This window comes from Micromonospora sp. C28ISP2-4 (genome assembly GCF_030519385.1).
Lineage (GTDB): Bacteria > Actinomycetota > Actinomycetes > Mycobacteriales > Micromonosporaceae > Micromonospora > Micromonospora tulbaghiae.
Genome location: NZ_JAUMKG010000004.1, coordinates 125,187 through 147,895 on the forward strand (window position 1 = coordinate 125,187; position 22,709 = coordinate 147,895).

General features: G+C 75.0%; 20 protein-coding genes. 13 read left to right on the plus strand and 7 right to left on the minus strand.

Annotated features, from left to right (window positions below; genetic code table 11):
* Positions 1-9: 9 nt before the first annotated feature.
* Positions 10-1,101, minus strand: coding sequence for a DICT sensory domain-containing protein (locus Q3W68_RS16735; protein WP_302906311.1), 1,092 nt, complete (start codon positions 1,099-1,101; stop codon positions 10-12).
* A 106-nt stretch (positions 1,102-1,207) separates the two neighbouring features.
* Here Q3W68_RS16735 and Q3W68_RS16740 point away from each other — a divergent pair, with 106 nt between their 5' ends.
* Both Q3W68_RS16740 and Q3W68_RS16745 read left to right on the plus strand, forming a co-directional pair.
* Entirely contained in the window at positions 1,208-2,074 is an 867-nt protein-coding gene (locus Q3W68_RS16740; protein WP_302906312.1) for a DUF2726 domain-containing protein, read from the plus strand.
* Positions 2,075-2,327: 253 nt separating this feature from the next.
* Positions 2,328-3,629, plus strand: coding sequence for a hypothetical protein (locus Q3W68_RS16745; RefSeq protein WP_302906313.1), 1,302 nt, complete (start codon positions 2,328-2,330; stop codon positions 3,627-3,629).
* A gap of 206 nt (positions 3,630-3,835) precedes the next feature.
* Here Q3W68_RS16745 and Q3W68_RS16750 read toward each other — a convergent pair whose 3' ends face one another.
* Positions 3,836-4,183: an Lsr2 family protein gene (locus Q3W68_RS16750; protein ID WP_252449146.1), complete on the minus strand. Its 348-nt coding sequence runs from the start codon at positions 4,181-4,183 to the stop codon at positions 3,836-3,838.
* Between the two features lie 234 nt (positions 4,184-4,417).
* Between Q3W68_RS16750 and lon the strand changes: the two genes are divergently transcribed.
* Positions 4,418-6,754 carry an endopeptidase La gene (lon, locus tag Q3W68_RS16755; RefSeq protein ID WP_302906314.1) on the plus strand — a complete coding sequence of 779 codons (2,337 nt, stop codon included), beginning with the start codon at positions 4,418-4,420 and terminating at the stop codon, positions 6,752-6,754.
* A 100-nt stretch (positions 6,755-6,854) separates the two neighbouring features.
* Here lon and Q3W68_RS16760 read toward each other — a convergent pair whose 3' ends face one another.
* Positions 6,855-8,612 (minus strand): DEAD/DEAH box helicase, encoded by a 1,758-nt coding sequence (locus Q3W68_RS16760; RefSeq protein WP_302906315.1) that lies wholly within the window; start codon positions 8,610-8,612, stop codon positions 6,855-6,857.
* A 117-nt stretch (positions 8,613-8,729) separates the two neighbouring features.
* Positions 8,730-9,557, minus strand: coding sequence for a hypothetical protein (locus Q3W68_RS16765; RefSeq protein WP_302906316.1), 828 nt, complete (start codon positions 9,555-9,557; stop codon positions 8,730-8,732).
* 132 nt (positions 9,558-9,689) lie between these two features.
* On the opposite strand from Q3W68_RS16765, the gene Q3W68_RS16770 reads away from it, so the two are divergent.
* The 3 genes from Q3W68_RS16770 to Q3W68_RS16780 are packed head-to-tail and all read left to right on the plus strand — an operon-like array spanning position 9,690 to position 12,015.
* Positions 9,690-10,835, plus strand: a complete 1,146-nt coding sequence (locus tag Q3W68_RS16770) for a sensor histidine kinase (RefSeq protein WP_302906317.1) — start codon at positions 9,690-9,692, stop codon at positions 10,833-10,835.
* Positions 10,832-11,437 carry a response regulator transcription factor gene (locus tag Q3W68_RS16775; RefSeq protein ID WP_302906318.1) on the plus strand — a complete coding sequence of 202 codons (606 nt, stop codon included), beginning with the start codon at positions 10,832-10,834 and terminating at the stop codon, positions 11,435-11,437. The genes Q3W68_RS16770 and Q3W68_RS16775 overlap by 4 nt, the downstream gene beginning before the upstream one ends.
* A gap of 44 nt (positions 11,438-11,481) precedes the next feature.
* The gene (locus Q3W68_RS16780) at positions 11,482-12,015 is read left to right on the plus strand and encodes a 2'-5' RNA ligase family protein (RefSeq protein WP_302906319.1); all 534 of its coding nucleotides are present in this window, start codon (positions 11,482-11,484) and stop codon (positions 12,013-12,015) included.
* A 38-nt stretch (positions 12,016-12,053) separates the two neighbouring features.
* Here the strand turns inward: Q3W68_RS16780 and Q3W68_RS16785 are convergent, their stop codons facing one another.
* Positions 12,054-14,249 (minus strand): family 43 glycosylhydrolase, encoded by a 2,196-nt coding sequence (locus tag Q3W68_RS16785; RefSeq protein WP_302906320.1) that lies wholly within the window; start codon positions 14,247-14,249, stop codon positions 12,054-12,056.
* Positions 14,250-14,374: 125 nt separating this feature from the next.
* Here Q3W68_RS16785 and Q3W68_RS16790 point away from each other — a divergent pair, with 125 nt between their 5' ends.
* The 5 genes from Q3W68_RS16790 to Q3W68_RS16810 all read left to right on the plus strand — a co-directional run bounded on the left by Q3W68_RS16790 (position 14,375) and on the right by Q3W68_RS16810 (position 19,696).
* Positions 14,375-15,118, plus strand: a complete 744-nt coding sequence (locus Q3W68_RS16790) for a helix-turn-helix transcriptional regulator (RefSeq protein ID WP_302906321.1) — start codon at positions 14,375-14,377, stop codon at positions 15,116-15,118.
* Positions 15,119-15,223: 105 nt separating this feature from the next.
* A complete protein-coding gene (locus tag Q3W68_RS16795; protein ID WP_302906322.1) occupies positions 15,224-16,225 on the plus strand; it encodes a cytochrome P450 in 1,002 nt (333 codons plus the stop codon).
* Positions 16,222-17,019, plus strand: a complete 798-nt coding sequence (locus Q3W68_RS16800; protein ID WP_302906323.1) for an isocitrate lyase/phosphoenolpyruvate mutase family protein — start codon at positions 16,222-16,224, stop codon at positions 17,017-17,019. The genes Q3W68_RS16795 and Q3W68_RS16800 overlap by 4 nt, the downstream gene beginning before the upstream one ends.
* A gap of 102 nt (positions 17,020-17,121) precedes the next feature.
* On the plus strand, positions 17,122-18,081 hold the full coding sequence (locus Q3W68_RS16805) for a hypothetical protein (RefSeq protein ID WP_302906324.1): 960 nt from the start codon (positions 17,122-17,124) through the stop codon (positions 18,079-18,081).
* A 4-nt stretch (positions 18,082-18,085) separates the two neighbouring features.
* Positions 18,086-19,696 carry an asparagine synthetase B gene (locus Q3W68_RS16810; protein WP_302906325.1) on the plus strand — a complete coding sequence of 537 codons (1,611 nt, stop codon included), beginning with the start codon at positions 18,086-18,088 and terminating at the stop codon, positions 19,694-19,696.
* Between the two features lie 6 nt (positions 19,697-19,702).
* Here the strand turns inward: Q3W68_RS16810 and Q3W68_RS16815 are convergent, their stop codons facing one another.
* Positions 19,703-20,578 (minus strand): transglutaminase domain-containing protein, encoded by an 876-nt coding sequence (locus Q3W68_RS16815; protein ID WP_302906326.1) that lies wholly within the window; start codon positions 20,576-20,578, stop codon positions 19,703-19,705.
* 122 nt (positions 20,579-20,700) lie between these two features.
* On the opposite strand from Q3W68_RS16815, the gene Q3W68_RS16820 reads away from it, so the two are divergent.
* Both Q3W68_RS16820 and Q3W68_RS16825 read left to right on the plus strand, forming a co-directional pair.
* Entirely contained in the window at positions 20,701-21,174 is a 474-nt protein-coding gene (locus tag Q3W68_RS16820) for a DUF1203 domain-containing protein (RefSeq protein WP_302906327.1), read from the plus strand.
* Positions 21,175-21,222: 48 nt separating this feature from the next.
* On the plus strand, positions 21,223-22,215 hold the full coding sequence (locus Q3W68_RS16825) for a carcinine hydrolase/isopenicillin-N N-acyltransferase family protein (protein WP_302906328.1): 993 nt from the start codon (positions 21,223-21,225) through the stop codon (positions 22,213-22,215).
* On the opposite strand, the gene Q3W68_RS16830 is transcribed toward Q3W68_RS16825, so the two are convergent.
* Entirely contained in the window at positions 22,194-22,622 is a 429-nt protein-coding gene (locus Q3W68_RS16830; protein WP_302906329.1) for a hypothetical protein, read from the minus strand. The genes Q3W68_RS16825 and Q3W68_RS16830 overlap by 22 nt on opposite strands.
* Positions 22,623-22,709: the final 87 nt, after the last annotated feature.

Sequence of the window (22,709 nt, forward strand, 5' to 3'; positions counted from 1 at the left end):
GACCGCCGGTCAGCGGGCCGCCGCGGTCACGGCGTCAGGGGTCTCCGTCGGCAGGCCCGCCACCGGCACGCCCTTGCGTACCGCCCAGTCGACCGCGGCGCGCAGGTCCGCGGTGGGCAGCGGCCGCCGGGTGGTCACCCCGACCGCCGCGTGCACGGTGTACGCCATGAACGGGTACGACCGGGCCAGCGCGCCGATCGCGTCGTGCAGCCGGCGTACCACCTCCAGCGCGGCCGGCTCGTCGAGCCCCGGCAGGAGGAGCTGGAACTCGTTCTCGGTGACGCGCAGCGCGCGGTCGACGGGCCGCAGCACGGCGGTGATCGCGGTGAGCACCGCGTGCCCCTCGCGGGCGACACCGCGGCGGCCGAAGCGTTCCGGTGAGCCGGGCGGCGCGTCCACCCGCAGGCCGACCAGCGCCACCGGCAGCGTGCCGGAGGCGGTCACCCCGTCCGCGCCGGACCACCGGGCCAGGCCGGGTTCGTCCAGCATCGCCTCGGCCGGCTCGACCGGCTGGTTGTTCCGGTCGCCGCGGCGGGCCAGCAGGCGCAGTGCCGCCTCGGCGCGCGGTTCGCCGGGCCCGGCCGGGATGTCCCGCACCCGGGCGATCGCCTCGTCCAGCGCGCCACGTGCCGCGGCCGGCAGCCGCTCGGCGAGCTGTTCGCGCAGCCGGATCGCCTCGTGCAGCGCCTCGTCGCGGCGGAAACCCCAGCGCCCCTCGAACAGCCGGCCGGACTCCAGCGTCGGCGCGGGCGCCACTTCGGCCCGGTCGCGTGCGACGAGGGTGGCGCCGAAACGCGGGCTCAGGGCCACCACGGTCCACTCCCGGGCCAGCGCCTCCGCCTCGTCCAGCGTCACGCCGTAGGCGCCCTCTGGCAGGTCGGGCGGCGGTCCGTCGACCATCGCCACCACCGTCACGGCGGCGCGGCCGGCGATGCGCCGGTAGACCTCGCGCTCCCGGGCGAAGTACGGCAGCCGCTGGAACAGCGCGAGCACGACGAGCGGGCCGTCCTCGGCCTCGGCGAGCGCGGCGCGTTCGATGGCGTGGGAGACGGCGACGAGACTGCGTTTGGTGAACTGTTCCGGGGTCCGTCCGCTGGGCACGGGCAGAGCCTAGAGGGACGGGCGCGGTAGCGCACCGGTCGGCCGGTCCGGTCGTGCCGCACCGCCTACACTCGGGCGTCGACCGGACGAGAGGGATCGGGGCGAGATGACGAGCACAGGCAGCGTGACCGCCTCCTGGCTGCGACCGGTCCCGCCCGGTGTCGCGCCTTCGCTGGTCCGTGCCGGCCACGTCGGTCACGCCGGGCGGCGGCTCGGTGAGCTGGTGCAGGGCCGCCCGCCGGGGGTCACCGGCAGCCAGTGGAGCACCGCCGGGCGGGAGTCGCTCGACCTGGTGGTCTGCGCCGCGGACACCGGGCTGCCGCGCTTCGCGGTGCGGTTCACCGCGCCGGTCCCCGACGGGTCGTCCGCGCGGCGGTCCGAACGGCTGACCGACGCGGTCTGCGCCGCCGTCGGCCTGCCGCTGCTGCGCGTCGAGTCGCCGACGCTGGGCGGCGCGGAGCAGGCCCGCCGGTTCGCCGGGTACGTGCTGGACGCGCGGGCCTACGCCGACGGCACCGACCCGGACGGCGGCGACGCTGTCGGCTTCCGGGACATCATCGGCCGGCTGCCGGACGGCCGGCGCGGACCGGTGAACGACCTGGGCGCGCTGGCCCGGGTCGAGGCGGTCGAGGCGTACGTGGCGGGCCGCATCACCGACCCGATCCTGCGCGGCCTGCACGTGCGCTGGACCGGCGGCCCGGCGGAGGGCTGGGCCTGGGCCGAGGTGCGGCCGGGCCGCTGCCTGCTGGAGCGGGTACGGCTGACCTCGCGCGGTTTCTCCTGCGGCGTCGAACCGGGGCGGCTCGCCGAGGACCTGGCCGTGGTGGCGCTGGGGGAGCGGCTGCGTGACCTCGACGGCGCCGTGCCGTCCCTGATGGACCGCGACGAGCTTCTCCGGCGGGTACGCGCGCTGGCGGCGCGGCGGGACTCCTTCGACGGCGGGTTCGCCTTCGACCACCTCTGCGCCGACTGACCTGTTCTCATCCCGCCGACGGCGGGTTTCGATTTTTTCCGATCTCCGGTTGAACCTTCGCCGACGGCGCTCCGTACCTCATCGGGAACGGACGCAGATCTTCCCCGCCGCGCCCGGACGGCGCGGAGACGGTGCGGAAAGGGCATCGTCGGCCATTGACGTGCGACCGAGCGTCGCAGTGATCTCACACCCCGAATTCGTCGGTCCGCCGGGATCACCAGTCAACTACCGGATCGAGAAGGAGAGCAATTCGATGCGCAGGTCCACACGGGCGCGCCGGTCATCCGGTAACGCGCGGAGCAAGCGGTTGCTGGCGGTTGTCGGCACGCTCGCGGTCTTCGGCGGCATCGTCGCCGTCACCCAGATCTCGTCCGCCCAGGACCGGCGGACGACCACCCGCGCCGCCTCGGCGTCCTGCGTGCCCGCGAGCCCCGGGGCGACCGCCCCGGACGGCCAGGGCAGCACCACCCGTACCTGGCAGAACGGCCGCTGGGTGCGCCAGCACTGGGGCGACGGCCAGATGTCACCGGCCGAGTGCCAGCAGACCAACGCGGGCGGAGCCGGCGCCGGCACCCCGACCGTGGCCTGCCCGGACGTCCGGAGCCGGCTGCCGCAGGTGCCCGGCCGGGCCCGCGCCGAGGTGGACCGCACGCTGGCGCTGCTGGAGTCGCAGATCGCCGACGCGAACCGGCGGCTCGCCGCGGACGGCCGCAACGGCGGCGAGTTCATAAACAACGCGATCCTGCGTCCGCTCGCGGACAAGCGCACCGCGGCGCTCAACCGCATCGCCACCGCCATCGGCCGGGTCGCCCAGCGCCCGCAGGGCCTGGACCAGCTCGCCCAGTGCGCGGTGACCGACACCCCCGGCAACGGCGGCCAGAACGGCGGGAACAACAACGGCGGCCAGAACGGCGGCAACAACAACGGCGGCCAGAACGGCGGCAACACCGGCGGGAACAACGGCGGCGGGAACAACAACGGCGGTGGCCAGAACAACGGTGGCGGCAACGGCCTGAACGTGCTCGCCAAGGACTGCTCCGGCAGCCAGCTCCAGGCCCACGACGGTTTCCAGAACGGCAACCGGTGTGTGAGCACCGCATTCGGTGAGGTGGGCGCCGCGGCGAACAACCCGTCGCTGCTGATCACGCAGTTCCCGAACCAGGTGCGGCGCAACCAGCCGTTCACGCTCCGGGTCACCACGAAGAACCTGGTGCGCGATCGCTTCCTCGCCGCCGGCCAGGGCGGCTACTACCTGGAGAGCTCGCTGCTCAACGGGCAGGGCCTGGTACGCGGCCACTTCCACACCGCCTGCCGGATGCTCGGCAGCACCCGGCAGCCGCCGAACCCGCAGGACGTGCCGGCCTTCTTCGTGGCCACCGAGGACGGGCGGGGCGGTGACCAGCCGGACGACGTGCTGATCCAGATCCCGGGCCTGGCGCAGTCGGGCGTGGCGCAGTGCGCGGTCTGGGCCGGCGACGGCTCGCACCGCATCCCGATGATGGAGCGGGCCAACCAGACCCCCGCCATCGACGTGGTGCGCATCCGAGTCAACTGAGCGGGCGAACGGCGGCGGCCGTCCGGGGGACTCCTCCGGGCGGCCGCTGCCGTTCCCGTGGACGGGCACGGTGGGAGCCGATCCCGGAGGAAATTTCGTGCCGGCGGTATCCAGCCGGATGAAAAGCGTCGACCAAAGAAAGCCGATCGGGGCCACACCGATTTCTCAGCGTGACCCCGGGATGCCCGACGGTGAACCGGTGGCGGTCAGCGGTTCTTGTACGCCTCGACCACCGACACCGGGATGCGCCCGCGCTCGGAAATCTCGAACCCGTTCTTGGCGGCCCATTCCCGGATGGCGCGGTTCTGCTCGCGGTCCATTCCCGAGGTGCTCGGCCGGGTGGTGCGGCGGGCGCCGCGGGTGACCTCGGTGGCTCCCCGGCCGATTCGCCTGCCAGCGCTGATGTACGGATCCAGCGCCTTGCGCAGGACGCCCGCGTTCTCGTCGGAGACGTCGATCGTGTACGCCACGCCGTCCAGGCTGAACTCGACGGTCCGATCGGCCTTTCCGCCGTCGAGGTCGTCGGTCAGAACGGTGATTACTTTCCTTGCCATCGCCATTACTCCCTGTGTCGGGCGGGGTGTGGCTAAGAGTTTGACCTACCGCGCGGTAATTCCGCAACAATAGTCGGCTGTTTCCATTCGGCGGGTCGCGGTAAAGGGTGCCGCCATTGGGCGCGGGGCGCGGGAACGCGGCGCTTCGTAGTGGCGTGGGTCACAACCCGGAACAAGGGACACGTTTTGTTACTTGAGCCAGACACGCTCAACCAACGTGATGGCAGGTGTTCGATGGCAACTCTTCCGGTACTTCCTCTGACCGACGCCGTCCTGCTGCCCGGGATGGTCATCCCGGTGACCCTCGACCCGACCACCCAGGCCGCTGTCGACGCGGCGCGCGCCACCGGCGACAAGGAACTCCTGGCCGTACCCCGCATCGACGGCGAGTACGGCTCCGTCGGCGTGGTCGCCACGATCGAGAAGGTGGGCCGGCTGCCCAGCGGCGAGCCGGCAGCGGTCATCCGTGGTCTGACTCGCGCCCGCATCGGCTCCGGCGTGCCCGGTCCCGGCGCCGCGCTGTGGGTCGAGGCGACCACACTCGACGAGCCCGCGCCGGCGGGCCGCGCCCGGGAACTCGCCCGCGAGTACCGCGCGCTCATGACGTCGGTGCTGCAGCAGCGCGGCGCCTGGCAGGTGATCGACGCGATGGAGCGGATGACCGACCTGTCCGAGCTGGCCGACTCGGCCGGTTACGCGCCCTGGCTCAGCCTGACGCAGAAGACCGAACTGCTCGCCGCGCCGGACGTCACCGCCCGGCTGGAACTGCTCGTCGGCTGGGTGAAGGAACACCTGGCCGAGCAGGAGGTCACCGAGCAGATCAACAGCGACGTACGCGAGGGACTGGAGAAGTCCCAGCGCGAGTTCCTGCTCCGCCAGCAGCTCGCCGCGATCCGCAAGGAACTCGGCGAGGACGAGCCGGACGGCTCCGCCGACTACCGGTCCCGGGTGGAGTCCGCCGACCTGCCGGAGAAGGTACGCGAGGCGGCGCTGCGCGAGGTCGGCAAGCTGGAGCGGGCCAGTGACGCCTCACCGGAGGCGGGCTGGATCCGCACCTGGCTGGACACCGTCCTGGAGATGCCGTGGAACACGCGTACCCAGGACAACACGGACCTGGCCGCGGCGCGGGCCGTGCTCGACGCCGACCACGCCGGCCTGGCCGACGTGAAGGACCGCATCCTGGAGTACCTCGCGGTGCGCAACCGGCGCGCGGAGCGCAACCTCGGCGTGGTCGGCGGACGCGGCTCCGGCGCGGTGCTCGCCCTGGCCGGCCCGCCCGGTGTGGGCAAGACCAGCCTCGGCGAGTCGGTCGCCCGGGCGCTGGGCCGCACCTTCGTCCGCGTCTCCCTCGGCGGTGTCCGGGACGAGGCGGAGATCCGCGGTCACCGGCGCACCTACGTCGGCGCGCTGCCCGGCCGGATCGTGCGGGCGCTGCGCGAGGCCGGCTCGATGAACCCGGTCGTGCTGCTCGACGAGGTCGACAAGCTGGCCGCCGGCTACGCCGGCGACCCGGCGGCGGCCCTGCTGGAGGTGCTCGACCCGGCGCAGAACCACACGTTCCGCGACCACTACCTGGAGGTCGACCTCGACCTGTCCGACGTGCTGTTCCTGGCCACCGCCAACGTGGTCGAGGCGATCCCCGGCCCGCTGCTGGACCGGATGGAGCTGGTCGCGCTGGACGGCTACACCGAGGACGAGAAGGTGGCCATCGCCCGGGACCACCTGCTGCCCCGGCAGCGGGAACGGGCCGGGCTGACCACCGAGGAGGTCACGATCGCCGACGATGCGCTGGCGCTGATCGCGGGCGAGTACACCCGGGAGGCGGGCGTCCGGCAGCTCGAACGGGCCCTCGCGAAGATCCTGCGCAAGGTCGCCGTCGCGCTCGCCACGGACTCCGCGCCGGTGCACGTCGACGCCGGCAACCTGGCCCGCTACCTGGGCCGGCCGAAGTTCACCCCGGAGTCGGCCGAACGCACCGCCGTGCCCGGCGTGGCGACCGGCCTGGCCGTCACCGGCGCCGGTGGCGACGTGCTGTTCATCGAGGCCACCACGATGGAGGGTGACCCGGGGCTGACGCTCACCGGCCAGCTCGGCGACGTGATGAAGGAGTCCGCGCACATCGCGTGGTCGTACCTGCGGTCCAACGGGCGGCGGTACGGCCTGGACCCGAACGCGCTGGCCGGGCGGCGGATCCACCTGCACGTCCCGGCGGGCGCGGTACCCAAGGACGGCCCGAGCGCCGGCATCACCATGGTGACCGCGCTGGCCTCCCTGGTGACCGGACGGCCGGTACGGCCCGAGTTCGGGATGACCGGCGAGGTGACGCTCTCCGGCCGGGTGCTGCCGATCGGCGGGGTGAAGCAGAAGCTGCTCGCCGCGCACCGGGCCGGCCTCACCGAGGTGATCATCCCGAAGCGCAACGAGCCGGACCTGGACGACCTGCCGGCGGAGGTGCGGGAGGCGCTGACCGTGCACACCCTGTCCGACGTGGCGGACGTGCTCGCGCTGGCGCTGCGCCCGGTCGAGATCGACACGGAGTCGCTGGACGGTCCGGCGCTCGCCGCGGCCTGACGACCGTCGCCCCGGCCACCGCACGCACGGTGGCCGGGGCGTCGTCGTGTCCGCCCGCTGTGGTCCAGGCCGACCGCCACGGAAGCCGGCCGCGCCGGGCTCAGCGGCGGTCGCGCCGCTCGTACCCCCGGTCGCGGCGCTCGCCCGGACCGTCGCCGTCGCGGTCCCGGCGCACCGTCGCCTTGCGGCCCTTGATGGTGGTGCCCCGCAGCCCTGCGATGATCTCGTCGGCCACCCCCTGCGGCACCTCGACCAGGGAGAACCGGTCCGCGATCTCGATCGAGCCGATGTCCCGGCCGTTGATCCGGGTCTCCCCGGTGATCGCGCCCACCAGGTCCTGCGGCCGCACCCCGGCCCGCCGGCCCAGCCCGATGAAGACCTGGGTGGTCCCGCCGGTACGCGGGCGGCCCGGACCCCGGCGCTCGCCCCGTCCGCCGGTCTCCGGCCGGCCCTCGCGCGGAGCGCGGACCGGAACCTGCGGGATCTCCTCCTCGTCGTCCGAGCCCGGCGACGTCGCCTCGTGCGCCAGCTTCACCGCCGCCAGCGCCACCTCGACCAGGTCGAACTCGTCGGTCAGGGACTCCACGATCACCCGGTACGGGTCGAGGTCGTCCTCCAGCAGGCTCTCCCGCAGCGCGCCCTGGGTCAGCTCCAGCCGCCGGGTACGCATGTCCGCCACCGTGGGGATCTTGTCGATGGCGATCCGCTGCCCGGTGACCCGCTCGATGGTCTTGAGCATCCGGTGCTCGCGCGGCTCGGCGAGCGTGATCGCCACGCCCTCCCGCCCGGCCCGGCCGACCCGGCCGATCCGGTGCACGTACGACTCCGGTGCCGACGGGACGTCGTAGTTGACCACGTGGGTGAGCTGCTCGACGTCCAGTCCGCGGGCGGCCACGTCGGTGGCGACCAGCAGATCCGCCGTGCCGGCGCGCAGCCGGCCCATCACCCGGTCCCGCTGCTCCTGGCTCATCCCGCCGTGCAGCGCCTCGGCCCGGTAGCCGCGGCCGTTCATCGTCTCGGTGAGCCGGTCCACCTCCTCCCGGCTGCGGCAGAACACGATCGCCGCGGTGGGCGACTCCACGTCCAGCACCCGGCCCAGCGCGGCCGGCTTGTGCCCCCGGGCCACGATGTACGCGCTCTGCCGCACCCGGGGCGCCTCCCCGGCCACCGGCCGCTCCCGCTCGATCCGGATGCGGACCGGGTCGGTCAGGTGCTGCCGGGCCAGCCCGTCGATGCGGGCCGGCATGGTGGCCGAGAACAACACGGTCTGCCGATTCGCCGGGGCGTGCTCCAGGATCGCCTCGATGTCCTCGGCGAAGCCCATGTCGAGCATCTCGTCCGCCTCGTCCAGCACCACGGTGCTCAGCGCGCCCAGCCGCAGCGTGCCCCGGGCGATGTGGTCGAGCGCCCGGCCCGGCGTCGCCACCACCACGTCCACCCCGTGGTCGAGCGCGCGCAGCTGCCGGCCGATCGGCTGCCCGCCGTAGATCGGCAGCACCCGGGCGCCCAGCTCCTTGCCGTAGCGGTGGAACGCCTCGGAGACCTGCACGGCCAGCTCCCGGGTGGGCACCAGCACGAGCGACACCGGGTCGCCGTCCGGCCGCCCCACCTGCATCCGCTGCAACAGCGGCAGGGCGAACGCGGCGGTCTTACCCGTACCGGTCGCCGCCTGGCCCAGCAGATCCTGTCCGCCCAGCAGCGGAGGGATCGCCTCCCGCTGGATCGGGGTGGGTTCCTCGTAGCCGAGCGCGGCGAGCGCGCCCAGCAACTCGTCGCGCAACCCGAGGTCCGCGAAGGCGATGGCGTCCTCGGCGTCGGCGGAGATGGCAGGGTCGGTCGGGGTCGGTGCGGCGCTCATCCGGCAAGTTTTTCATCACCGCCGCACGGCGGTCGCGGCGACCGGGGTAAACGTTCGCCACGCCACGCCGTGCCGTCCCCTCCGGGTGATCCGGCGCAGCCCCGTGCCCCCGCCGGATCACCGGGACAGGACGGCCAGCAGCGTGGTGAGACCCACCCCGACGTCGAACACCGCGCACCACAGCGCGTACCCGCGCGGCACCACCGCGCCGGTGCGGTGGTGCCAGGCGTCCCAGGCGGCGTGGACGAGCCAGCCCACGCCCACCAGCACCCCGGCGAGGTCGGCGGGCGCGGTCATCGCCACCACCGCGAGGCCGCCCCACACGGCGGCTCCCGCGAGCTGGGCCGCCAGCGCGCGCCGGTCGCCCCACTGCCGGCGCCACGTGCCGATCAGCAGGTAACCGGCGGGCAGGACCAGGAGCGTCCACGGCGCGAAGACGCCGGGCGCGAACCACAAGTCCACGGTCATGAGCAGCGCCAGCCCGGCCGGCCATCCCCGCGCCACCGCCGCGGCGAGCGGATGCCGGCGCGGCGGCGCGGCCGCGGTGTGCCGGTGGCGCAGTGCCACCAGCAGCATCGCCGGGACCATCAGCAGGTGACCGCCGAGCAGCAGCGTGTCGTCCCCGACCCACCCGGCCCACCAGGGCGGGAGCAGCAGCAGGAACGGCACGTACATGGCCGCCGACATCTCGGCGGTGGCGGCCGGGCCGTCCCCCCGGTGCCACATCCAGGCGGCCATGCCCAGCGCCATGTTCGTCGCCATCACCAGCGCGCCCACGTCCGGCCGCGCCAGCACCGCCGCGCCGCCCAGGACATCCGCGCCCACCCGCCACAGCGGCTCGAGCAGCACCATCCCGGCCACCATCGCCACCACCATCCCGGCCAGGTGCCGGGTCCGTGCCCACCCGGCCCACCGCCGGGGTACGCCCACAGTCATCTCCGTCATGCCCCGACCCTGCCGCCGTCCGGCGCACCGGAGAAGGCGCGTCAGTCATCGGGAAACCGTGCGGATCGCATGGTTCGGCCGTGACATTTCCCAGGGGTGGGCGAGCGGGTGCACGCCCTAGGATCGGCGGGCATGACAGTCGATTCCGCCGACCACCGGCTGCGCCGGGCCCGGCGGGTCACGCTGCTGTCGCTGGCCACCAACGTGTGGACCACTCTGCTGCTGCCCGTCGTCGGCCTGATCCGCGAGCCCGACCCGGTGCGCGTCGCGCTCGGCGCGGCCGGGCTGGTCGCGTTCGCCGCCGCCCAGATCGCGGTGCTGCACGCCGCCGTCACGCCGTGGCTGCCCGTACCGGCCCGCCGTCGCCGGCACGCCGCGCTCACGGTGGCGGCGCTGCTCAGCCTGCCGCTGCTCGGCCCGGTCGCGGCCGGATCCTGGCCCACCTGGGCGTGGCTGGGCGCGTCCCTGGTCGGCATGACGCCGCTGCTGTTCCGGCCCGCAGTCGCGGCGGTGGCGGCGGGCGGCGTCCTCGCGGTGTCCGCCGCCGTCACCTGGTCGACGGGCGGGCCGGTGACCACGGCGCTGCTGGTCACCGGCGTGGTGGGCGCCGGGATCGCCGCGCTCACCTGGGTTCAGGTCTGGTTCTGGGACCTACTCGTCGAGGCCCGGCAGGGGCAGGCCGCCCAGGCGCGGCTCGCCGCGGCCGAGGAACGGTTGCGCTTCGCCCGGGACGTACACGATCTGCTCGGCCACGACCTCACGGTGATCGCGCTCAAGGCGGAGCTGGCGGAGCGGCTGGCGCCGCGCGACGCCGCCCGGGCCGCCCGGGAGGCGGCGCAGGCCCGGCGGCTGGCCGGTACGGCGCTGACCCGGGTACGGGCGGCGGTGCACGGCTACCGCGCCGTCGACCTGGCCGAGCAGGCCGCCGCGGTGGGGGAGGTGCTGCGTTCCAGCGGGGTACGCACGACTGTGGTCCCGCCGGCCGGTGAGGTGCCCGCGCCGATCGCCGCCGACCTGGCCGCCGTGCTGCGCGAGGCCGGGACGAACGTGCTCCGGCACAGCCGGGCCGGCTGGTGCCGGATCGAGATCACCCGGACCGACGACGTGGTGACGCTGACCGTGAGCAACGACGGCGTCCGCGACGACGGCGGGCCGGACCGGCTCAGCGGCGGCCTGCGTGGCCTGGCCGACCGGCTGGCACCGGCCGGCGGCCGGGTCCGGGCGCACGCCGTCGACGGCGTGTTCAGCCTGGTCGCGACAGTGCCGGTGACGCCGTGATCCGGGTGCTGCTGGCCGACGACGAGGAGCTGATCCGGCTCGCGCTCGCCGCGCTGCTCGACCTGGAACCGGACATCGAGGTGGTGGCGCACGCCCACGACGGACGCAGCGCCCTGGACGCCGCGCTGGCCCACCGCCCGGACGTCGCCGTGCTCGACCTGGAGATGCCGCCGCCCGGCGGCGTCGAGGTCGCCGCCGAGCTGACCCGGGCGCTGCCCGGCTGCGCCCCGGTGATCCTCACCGGACACGGCCGGCCCGCCCAGCTCCGGCCCGCGCTCACCGCCGGGGTACGCGGGTTCCTCGCCAAGGGCGCCCCCGGCGGCGCGCTGGCCGACGTGATCCGCCGGGTGCACTCGGGCGCCCGCTACGTCGACCCCGCGCTGGCGGCCGACGCGCTGACGCTGCCCGAGTGCCCGCTGACGCCGCGTGAGCTGGAGACGTTACGGCTGGCCGAGCTGGGCACCCCGGTCGCGGTGATCGCCCGGCGGACCCACCTGGCCGCCGGCACGGTCCGCAACCACCTGAGCGCCTGCGTGCAGAAGCTCGCTGCCGCCGACCGGGCGGAGGCGGTACGGCGGGCGCGTGAGGCCGGCTGGCTCTGACGTACGGGGCGTCGTGGGCGGCTGACGCCGACTAGCCTGATCACGTGCGGACGGTCGAACTGCTCTGCTCGCCCGAGCTGGAAGCGGCGGTTCGCGCTGCCTGGGACCGGCTCGCCGCCGCCGGCCTGCCCAGCCTGGCCCGCAACACGCACCCGACGAACCGGCCGCACCTGACGCTCGCCTCGGTCGAGGAGTTCCCGCCCGGCGCCGAGCAGCGCCTGGCCGACCTCTGCGACGCGGCGCTGCCGCTGCCGGTGCGGCTGGGCCGGGTGGCGGTGCTCGACGGCAGCGCGCCGCTGGTGTGGCTGGTCCGCCCGACACCGCAGCTCGTCGCGCTGCACGGCGCCGTCTGGGACGTGCTCGCCGACGCGTCCGGCGGCCATTCGTGGCACCTGCCCGGTCGCTGGATTCCGCACCTGAGCCTGGCGTTGCGCTTCGGCGCGGCGGACCGGCGCCGGGCCCGGGCGGTCGCAGGGGCGCACCCGCCGGCCGGTGCGTTCGTGGCGGCGCGCAGCTACGACGGCGACACGCGCACGGTCAGCGAGCTGAGCACCGCCTGCCCCCGTTCCGGCGGCTGAGCCGGGGCCGCCCCCACGGGAGGGGACGGCCCCGCACCTCAGCGGTGGAAGCGCAGGTAGTCGAACTCGGCGGTCACCGCCGGTGTCGCGCCCCCGTGCGCCACCAGCCCGATCCGGGGCGTCGTGTCGGCCGGGAAGGTCCACACCGCGCCCCACGTCCAGCGCTTCCCGTCCCGGCTGGACCCGGCCCGGAACTCGTGCTCGCCGTTCACCGGGTCGACCCGGTGGGCGAGCCTTAGCCAGGTGGTGGTGCCGGGGGTGCCGACGATGCTGCCGCCGTACACGGGCTGACCGGCAAACGGCAGCTCGTAGCCGTACTCGACCTGCCGGGTGTTCCAGATCGCCACCTGGGTCAGCCGGGCGAACCGGTCGTCGTCGACGTACGCGACCAGACCGGCCTGCTGGTAGTTGCGCACGCTGTCCTCGCCCAGGTCGAGCGTCACCTTCGTCTCGGCGACGTAGTTCCCGGCCGGTGCGTCGCGCAGCAGCACCCCTGCGGTGTTGCCGGTGCCGGACAGGTCGGCGTCCTGGACCGGCCAGCGCAGCGCGCCGCCGGACACGGTGGCGGCCGGGTCCTGGCGTACCCACTGCCAGGCCGGGTCGAGCCCGCCGGTGAACTCGTCGGAGTAGCCGCGCAGCACCGGACCGACGCGCGGGTCGGGGGCGGTGTGCCGCGCCGGTCGGTACAGCCGTGCGGCGCTGACGTTGTCGAACTCGGCCGGGCCGCCCTCGGCGCGCACGGACACCTCACCCGTCGCGGGGCGGGGAAGCCGTGCCGTCACCCGGGCGACCGGGTCGCCGAGGCGCGACGGGCTGAGCGTGGCGACGAGCTGCTGTCCGCGTACCTCGATCGCGAGGTTGTGCCGGTCGCGCAGGTCCAGGCCGGCGGGCAGCGTGGTGGACGCGGCGCCCGCCGTGAGCCGGCCGCGCCCGACGCGGACGTCCACGCCGCCCACCCGCAGCCCGGCGGTGGTCGCGCCGGTCAGCCGCAGGTCGGTCTCCGCGCGCAGGTCGCCACCGATGCGGGTACGCGAGGTGAGCGTGCCGCTGCCGGTCAGCACCCCGCCGGTGGCCTGCCAGCGGCCGTGCTCGGCCCGCCAGCCGCGCAGGTCGGCGGTGGCGAAGCGGGCGTCGATCCGGCCGGTGGTGACGGGCGCGGGCCGGGCGGTATCGGAGGGACCGGCGCCCGCGTTCACAGTGGGCCACCCGTCGATCCAGTCGAGCCGGTCCAGCAGCATCGGCCGCTCGTTGACGCCGAACGGCTCGTCCAGGTACGGGTCGGCGCGGTCGATCGCGTGGTAGACGATCCAGTCCTGCCCGGACAGGTCGGTGAGCGCGGCGTTGTGCCCGGTGCCGATCCAGCGGTTGCCGTTCTGGGTGAGCACGGGCGTGCCACCGGCCCGGGACACGTCGAGGCGCTGACCGTCGCGGTCGGTGAACGGGCCGCGCGGGTCACGGGACCGGCCGACCTGGACGGAGTAGCCGGTGGCCGGGCCCGCGCAGCAGTTCGCGGTGGAGGCGAACAGGTAGTACCAGCCGTCGCGGCGCAGCACGTACGCGCCCTCGAACTTGTTGTCGATCGCGACCGGCGTCGAGGTGCCGACCGCGCGCAGCCCGTCCGGGGACAGCTCGGTGACCGAGATGCCGCCGTAGTAGCTGCCGTAGTAGAGCCAGTGGCGGCCGTCGGCGCCGGTGAGCTGGCTCGGGTCGATCGTCCACAGGTAACCGCCGCCGGCGCCCGGGCGCGGCGCGACCACGGGCGTGTCGGCGAACGTCCACGGTCCGGCCGGACTCGGCGCGGTGGCCACGCCGACCGCGGTGTCGAACGTGTCGTTGGAGACGCCTGTGTCGGTGACTGTCACGTACATCACCCACTGGCCCGCCACCCGCCGCACGTCCGGCGCCCAGAACGCGGTGCCGGGCGCCGCGTAGGCGGGCCGCTGGTCCGGTGCGAACGCGTCGCCGACGTAGGCCCAGTCGACCAGGTCGGCGGAGCGGGCGATCGGCACGCGATGCGCGCGCCCCTCGCCCTCGCGCAGCGGGTCGGAGGTGCCGAAGGCGTACCAGAGTCCGTCGTCGCCGCGCACCACGACCGGGTCGGCGAAGGTGTCGGCGAACCCGGCGGAGACCGGGTTGCGGTAGCGGTCGGGCGCGCCGGCGGACGCGGGGGCCGCGCCGGCGAGCAGAAGCGTGAGTACGGCGGCGAGCGCGCCGCCGCGGCGGAGGTGTCCCATCGGGCCTGCCCTCGGGAGTAGACGGAGGTGCGGTGCCACCGTTTCTACAACGTTGGAGAGAGCGCTGTAAAGAACCCCGGGACCGTTCGTCGCGGCCCGAACCGTGCCCGTGTCAGCATGGGCCGATGACCACTGGCGCCGACGGCCGCGGACTCGCCGGGTTCGCTGCGCTTCTCGCCGACCCCACCCGGGCCGGCTTCTGCCTCGCCCTGCTCGACGGCCGCGCCTGGACCGCCGGGGAACTGGCCCGCGCCGCCGGGGTCGCCGCGTCCACCGCGAGCGACCACCTCACCCGGCTGGTGGCGGGCGGCCTGCTCGTCGAGGAGCGGCAGGGCCGCCACCGGTACGTCCGCCTCGCCGACCCGGGCGTCGCCCAGCTCGTCGAGGACCTGGCCGCGCGGGCGCCCGCACCGGTCACCCCGCCCCGCACGTTGCGCGCCGCGTCGGCCGGCGCCGCCCTGGCGTACGCCAGGACCTGCTACGACCACCTGGCCGGGCGGCTCGGCGTGCTGCTGTACGACGCCCTGCTCGACAGCGGTGTGCTCGACCGCTCCGGCGGCCTGGCGCTCACCGGCGCCGGCGTGACCTGGCTGGCCGGTCTCGGCGTACCCGTCGAACCGCTGCGCGCGACGCGGCGGCCGCTCGTGCGCGACTGCCTGGACTGGACCGAACGGCGTCCCCACCTGGCCGGAGCGGTCGGGGCGGCGCTGTGCGGGCGCTTCCTCGACCTCGGTTGGACGACGCGGGGGACCGGACGGGCGGTACGGCTCACCCCGACCGGCCGGGAGGCGCTGGCCGAGGCGCTCGCGCTCGACCCGGCGCTGCTGGCCCGGCCCGCGTCCCGCGACAGCGGTCCGGCTCGCGCCTGACCCGCCCGCGTCCCGCGGCACCGGTCCGGCCCGCGCCTGACCGTCCGATGTGCCCGGCCGGATCGTTCGGTCCGGACCGAACTGTCGTCGCCCTACGGTCGGGTGATGGATTCACCAACGATCACGGCTGCTCCGGGCACACCGCCCTGCGGGCAGCCGACCTCAGGCGACGGCGGCTGGGTGGTCACCCGGTACGCGGACGTCGTCTCCGTCCTGACCGATCCCCGCTGCGTGGTGCCGCCCGCCGAGGAGGGGCACGAGGGCGGGCTGGCCTGGCTGCGTGGCTCGGTCAGCCGGTTCAGTCCGCCGGAGCGGCACGCCGCGCGGCGAGCCGTCGGGGTGGCGGCGCTCGACGCGCTCGACCCGGACGAACTGCGCGTGGCAGCGGAACGGCTGACCGGGCGAATTCTCGACCGCGCCGCGACCGGCGAGGACGGCGGCGACCGGGTGGATGTGACAGGTGACCTGGCTCGGCGCGTACCCCTCGTGGTGCTGGCGGAGCGGCTCGGCCTGGCCGACCCGGCGGCGGCCGTCGCGGAGGTGACGGCGGTGGCCGCCGCCTACCACCCGGGCGCCGAACCGGCGGCGGTGCGGCGGGCGGACGCGGCGGTGGCGGCGCTGCTGGCCATGTCGCCGCCCGCTCCGGCCGAGGTGACAGCGAACCGGCTCGGGCTGCTGGTGCAGGCCGCCGACGCCACTGCCGGGCTGATCGTGGCCGCCGTCCGGCACGGGCTCGCCGCGCCGGACGGGCTCGGGACCGACGCGCTGCTCGCGGAGGTGCTGCGCCTCGATCCGCCGGTGCGGGTCACCCGCCGGGTCGCCACCGACGCGCTGAGCGTGGGCGGCCAGGTGGTGCGCGCGGGGGAGCGGCTGCTGCTGCGGTTCGACGCGGCCAACCGCGACCCGGCGGCCTTTCCGGAGCCGGACCGTTTTCGCGGCGACCGGGCGCGCGCCGCGCTGACGTTCGGCGCCGGTCCCCGCAACTGCCCCGGGCAGCGGCACGCGCTCGCCCTGGCCGCCGGCGTGGTCGGCGTGCTGCGCCGCCGCTGCCGTCCCGCTGCCCCGATTTCCGACGCCCTGACGACCCGACTCGAGGTGATCGTGTGACGACCGACGAATACCGCGCGTTCCGTGAGCTGCACCGGCCCGGCGACCCGCTGCTGCTGCCGAACGCCTGGGACCACGCCTCCGCCGCGGCGCTCGCCGCCCGGGGCCATCGGGCGATCGGCACCACCAGCCTGGGCGTGGCGGCGGCCGCCGGCCGGCCGGACGCGGTCCGCGCCACCGGGGCCGAGACGCTGGAGCTGGCGTACCGGCTGCGGGACCTGCCGACGCTGCTGACGGTGGACGTCGAGGACGGCTTCCACGACGATCCGGCGGAGGTCGCCGGGTTCGTGGGCGAGCTGGCCGCGCTCGGCGTGGTCGGCGTGAACCTGGAGGACGGCCGCCCGGACGGGCGCCTGGCCCCGGCCGAGCACGTCGCCGCCGTGATCGCGGCCGTCCGTGCCGCCGTACCGCAGATGGTCGTCAACGCCCGCACCGACGCCTGGTGGCTGGGCGTGCCGGCGCCGCTGGGCGAGGCGCGGCGGCGGGCCGCGCTGTTCCGGGCCGCAGGCGCCGACTGCCTGTTCGTGCCGGGCGCACCCGACGACCTGGTCGGCGTGCTCGCGGGCGAGGTGGGGCTGCCGCTGAACGTGCTGTACCGGCCGGGCGGACCGGACCTGGCCGCCCTCGGACGGCTCGGCGTGGCCCGGGTCAGCACCGGCTCGCTGCTGTTCCGGGCCGCGCTCGGCGCGGCGCTGCATCTGACCGACGCGATCGGCGCCGGGCGCGACCCGGGCCTGCCGGCTCCGCCCGGGTACGAGGAGGTGCAGGCGCTGGTGCAGCCGTCCGCCACCTGATCGGGCACTTCGGGGGAGATGGGACGATTGGCACCCTCTCGGCTCACTACGGTGTGTGCAGGCCCAATCACGCCGTGTCCTGACCGAGAGGGGACGGAGACCATGCGAGTGCCCAGCCGCAGCCCCGGTCGCCAGCCCGGTCCCGCCGCCACGTCCACCGCTCCCGCCCGGCGGGTGCCCGCGGGCGGCCGGCGCGCGGGTGCCGGGCCGGACCTGTCCGCGTACCGGGCGGCGGTGGCGGAACTCCTGGTAGAGGTCGGCGCGCTCGCCGACGCGCCGTCCACCACCGCCCGCCAGGTGCTGCTCGACCAGCGGCTGCGCGAACCGGCCATCGCCGCCGTCCTCGACGCCACCCCGCAGGGACTGATCGGCGCCCGGGAGACGCTGCTGCTGGAGATGGCCCGCTACCAGCCCAACGCGCGCAGCTCGGCGCAGGACCTCACCGCGCTGGTCCGGATCTATCTCCTCTCCCGCGTCGACGTGCTCTGGTGGCGGGACAGCCCGACGTTCCTCACCGACGACCAGGTACGCGCCAGCACCGAACTGGTCGACCTGGAGTGGCTGCGCCGCCGCGGCCTGCTGGAGTTCCGCTACCAGGAACAGCCCGCCACAGTGGTGGGACGCGGACTGCGGGCGGTCCGGCGGCGGCTGCGCCCGGACGCCACCCCGCGTACCGCCGGGCTGCTGTTCCCCCGGGCCCGCCGCGAGATGATCGCCTTCCTCAACGACCTGGCCCGGGAGTTCACAGCTGTCGCGCCGGACGGCACCCCGCCGCTGTGGGTGACCAGCCTGGCCCGCAGCGCCGAGCACCAGTACCGGCTGCGCCGCCTCGGGTACGCCGCGTTGGTGCCGAGCGGGCACTGCCTCGGCTGGGCCGCCGACGTCGAACTGGAGTGGTACGACCGCTTCGGCGCCCGCCCGGTGCTCGCCGGGCTGCTCCTGGCCCGCCAGGACGCCGGTGAGGTGAACGTGGTCGACGAGGGACAGGCCTGGCACGTGTGCCTCGCCCCGGCCGCCCGCCGCCGGTACCGGCGGGCGTACGAGGCCGAGATGGGGGTGTGACCCGGTGTGCGGCATCGCGCTGAGCATCGGCCCCGACGCCGACCCGGCCACGTTCCGGCGGATGCTCGCCGCGCTCGCGCCGCGCGGTGAGGTCACCGAGACCCGGCAGGAACACGGCCTCCTCGCCGGCGTACGGCGGTTGAGGATCGTGGACCGGGAACGCTCCGTCCAGCCGTGGATGTCGCCGGACGAGCGGCACCTGCTCTGCTTCAACGGCGAGATCTTCAACCACCACGAGCTGCGCGCCGAGCTGACCCGGCTCGGGCACCGCTTCCGCACCACAGGCGACACCGAGGTGGTGCTCACCGCGTTCCACCAGTGGGGCGGGAACGCGGTACGCCGGCTGCGCGGCGAGTACGCGTTCGTGATCGTCGAGCGGGACACCGGCCGGGCGTACCTGGCGCGCGACCCGCTCGGGGTCAAACCGCTGTACTGGTCCCGCCTGCCCGGCTGCCTGCACCTCGCCTCCGAGGTCAAGGCGCTGGTCGGGCACGGCGCGCCGATCGGCGAGGTGGCGCCCGGCCACCACGGCTGGGTCGAGCCCGGCCGCCCGGTCCGGCTGGGCCCGCACGTCGACCTGCTCACCCTCGGCGACGGCCTGCCGGTGATCGACGACCCGGACGAGGCGGCACTGCTGGTCCGCGTCGCGCTCACCGACGCGATGCGCGCCCGGCTCGACACCGACCTCACCGTCGGCGTGGTGCTCTCCGGCGGCCTGGACAGCTCGCTGGCGCTGCTGCACGCCCGGGAACTGCACCCGGACTGCGTGGCGGTCACCATCGGCGTGCCGGAGAGCCCGGACGTCGCGTACGCCCGGCGGCTCGCCGCCGACCTCGGCGTACCGCACGAGGTGATCGAGCTGCGCCCGCGCGACATCCGGCTCGCCGACGTCCGCGAGGCCATCCGGATCTCCGAGCTGACCGAGTACGGCGACATCATCAACGCTGTCGTCTCGGTGCCGATCTTCCGGCGGCTGCGTGAGCTGGGCGTACGGGTGGTGCTCACCGGCGACGGCTCGGACGAGCTGTTCGGCGGGTACCCGATGTACCACCGGGTCGGGCCGGAGCGGTCCCGCCGCCTGTTCCTCCACAAGATCCGCAACCTGTGCCGGACCGAGCTGCAACGGGTGGACAGGGCCAGCATGGCGCACGGGGTGGAGGCCCGGGTGCCGTTCCTCGACCTGAGTGTCGTCGAGCTGGCGATGCGGCTGCCGCTGAGCGTGAAACTGCGCGACGGGCAGGAGAAGTGGATCGTCCGGCGGGCCTTCGCGGACGTGCTGCCCTCCTACGTCCGGCAGCGGCCGAAGAACCCGATGTCGTACTCGTCGGGGCTGCACGAGCGGGCCCGCCTCTACAAGCCGCTGTTCGCCCGGCTGCACCGGTCCTTCGGCTACGACCTGCTCGAACCGGTCCGCCGCGACTTCGACAGCGTGCTCACCCGCTGCGGCAACGACCTCGACCGGGCCATCGCGGAGGGCATGGCCCGGCCCGACTACACGGTGCTGGAACACGCCCGGGACCTGGTCGGCGCGGCCCGCTGGAACGCCGCGCCGATGGTCCGCCGGCTGGTCAACCCGCGCCGCACCCGAGGCGACGAGGCGCCCCTGCCCGGCTGAGCCCGGTCAGCGTCGCAGGTCGACGTCGGCGGCCACGCCGGAGACCGGGTCGAGGCAGTGCACAGTCGGGCCCGGACGCAACCGGGCGTCCGAGGCGTACCGCCGGGCCAGCTCCCGCTCGGCGGCGGCGTCGCCGCGGTCGGCGGCCACCAGCAGCGCGGCGACCTCGTCGACGAGCGTGAGGTCGGCACCGGTCAGGTCCTCGGTCATCGCCCCGAAACCGTCCCAGAGCAGCACCTCGTCCTTGTGCCGGTGGGCCAGCTCCAGCAGCACGTAGTCGTGGATGAGCCAGTCGCCCCGGATCGGCAGCGACGGGTCCACGCCGTACGTGTCGGGGTCGATCCGCCCCGCCCGGTACGCCAGCCACACCCGGGCCGCCGAGTCGAAGTGCCCCGCCTCCGGGTCGATGTCGTAGCCGTCGAACGGCCGGTCGCCGGCCGGGTCCAGCTCCGGATCGGACCAGACCCAGCGCTCGCCGTTCCACCACTCCGCCAGCACGTGGTCGTGGTGCCAGCCGGGCACGAAGTAGCTCACGAACCCGATCCGGCTGCGCGCCGGGATCCCGTGCTGACGCAGCGCCGCGACGGTGAGCAGCGTGTGGTCCCGGCAGCAGCCGGCGACCCGTTCGGCGGCCGGGCGCTCGGCCGTCAGCGGAAGCGGGAACCGGGACTGGTCGGCGTCGAGGATGCGGTCCATCCAGCGCAGGTTCACCTCGGCCCGGCGGACGTCCGGCAGCTCCACGCCACCGGCGCGGTAGTGGACGATCACGTTGCGGGCGGTCGCCGCGACGGTGGGCAGGTCGGCGGGCACGGCGTCGAGCAGCGACGCATGGTGACGGGGATCGCTGTACGGGGAGTGGGTCCGGTAGTCGTCGACGTCCATCCGGCCATTGTCGGCACCGGACGCGGTCCGCGGGTGCCCGCTCGGCCGGCAATTTCGCGGCACCCGAATGCCAGGTCCGATCACCGCCAGCGCCGCGGCGGGCGCCGCGCCAGGCTGGGACCGTGACGACCACCCGTACCGCTTTCGGAATCCGCCCGCTGCCCGCCGGGACGCTCGCCGAGCTGCGGCGCACCGGCCGCGACGCCACCGGGCAGCCGCCCGAGCACCGGCACGCCACCGGCGGCGAGCCGCTGCGCTGCTGCCTGCGCGACGCCCGGCCGGACGAGGCGCTGCTGCTGTTCGGGTACGCCCCGCCGCTGCCACCCGGCCCGTACCGGGAGGTGGGACCGGTGTTCGCGCACGCCGCCGCCTGCGCCGGCCCGGACGACGTGACGGCGTACCCGTCGCAGTGGCGCGGCCGGGAACAGGTGCTGCGCGCGTACGACAGCCGGGGCCGCATCGTGGGCGGACGGCGACACGACGGCGGCGACCCGGAGGCGGTGATCGCGGAGCTGTTCACCGATCCGGCGGTGGACCTGCTGCACAGCCGCAACGTCGTGTACGGCTGCTGGATGTTCGCCGTCGTGCGGAGCTGACCGGGTCCCCGATGGACATCGGCGGACGCCTCTTCTAGCGTCGCTGTCATGCGGAGGACCCTCATCGCCGGCGGGCTCGCGCTGCTCCTGCTCGGCACGGCCTGCGGGGAGACCCGCCGGTCCGGCCCGCCGGCCGCGGCCGGCTCACCGACCGCCTCACGGCAGGACGCGGGGCAGGTCGAGCGGACCCTGGCCAGCCTCCGCAAGATCGACGACCTGCCGATGTACGAGATGACGTACGACGGCGACTACGACCCGACCGCCGGGCTGGCCGGGTCGACGCCGCCGAGCCCGTTCGGCTGCTCGCTGTTCGCCGCCCTCGGCGACCGGGACCGGCCGCTGTTCGCCCGCAACTTCGACTGGGAGCCGAACCCCGCGCTGGTGCTGCGCACCGACCCGCCGGACGGGTACGCCTCGATCTCGCTGGTCGACATCTCGTACCTGGGCGTGGCCGCCGACCCGACTGGGGACCGGCGGCTGCTGGACGCGCCGCTGCTGCCGTTCGACGGCATGAACGAGCGGGGCCTCGCGGTGGGGCTGGCCGCCGACGACGGCGCACGGGCCGAGCCGGTGCCCGGGCTGCCGAAGGTGGGCTCGGTGCGCATCCTGCGCCTGGTGCTCGACTCGGCCGCCACAGTGGACGAGGCGGTCGCCGTGTTCAAGCGCTACAACCTGGACTTCGACGGCGGGCCGCCGCTGCACTACCTGCTGGCCGACGTGACCGGGGCGTCAGCGGTGGTGGAGTTCGTCGACGGAAAGCTCACGGTGGACCGGCGACAGGGCCCGTGGCAGGCGCTGACGAACGTGCCGGCCGTGGGTGTGCCGGACCGGGAACTGCGGCAGGACCACAGGTACGGAGTGCTGGCGAAGGAACTGGACCGCACCGGTGGGGTGGTCGACACGACCGGGGCGCTGCGGCTGCTGAACGCGGTACGCCAGTCGCACACCCGCTGGTCGGTGACGTACGGGCTGCGCAGCGGCGAGGTGCGGGTGGTGACGGCGGGCGGCGGCACCCGCGACTACCGCCTGCCGATGAGCTGATCCGGGCCGGGGGGACCGCTCCGGCTGAGGTCGTCGCCGCTGATCACGAGGCAGCCCAGCACGTCGGCGAGCACGGTCCGCTGGACCGACGTCAGGGTGTTCAGGAAGATGGCGGCGTCGACGCCGGCCTCCCGGCACGCCTCGGCGACCTCGCGGAGCCTGCCGTGCGTCAGCAGCGTCCGGCGGGAGAACGGCTGGGACATGCGGGCAGCTCCGCCGGGTCGGGCGTGCCACCGGTCGGAGACGCCTCGACGTTGCACGAACCGGCCCACCACCCGGGCGCCGCGTTCCTCGGCCACGGCGGCGAGCCGGTCGAGGCGGGCCTCGTAGTCCTTGTCCTTGGCCGGGAAGAGCCCGACGAGCACGACGTCGGCGCCGTCGAGCGGGTCGCTCACGTACCGCTTCACAGAGGACAGGATCGCCCGCGGCAGCCGATGCGGCCAGGGGTTTGCGGCCGCCGCACGCGCCGGGCCCGGCGCCCCCGAGGGGAGCAC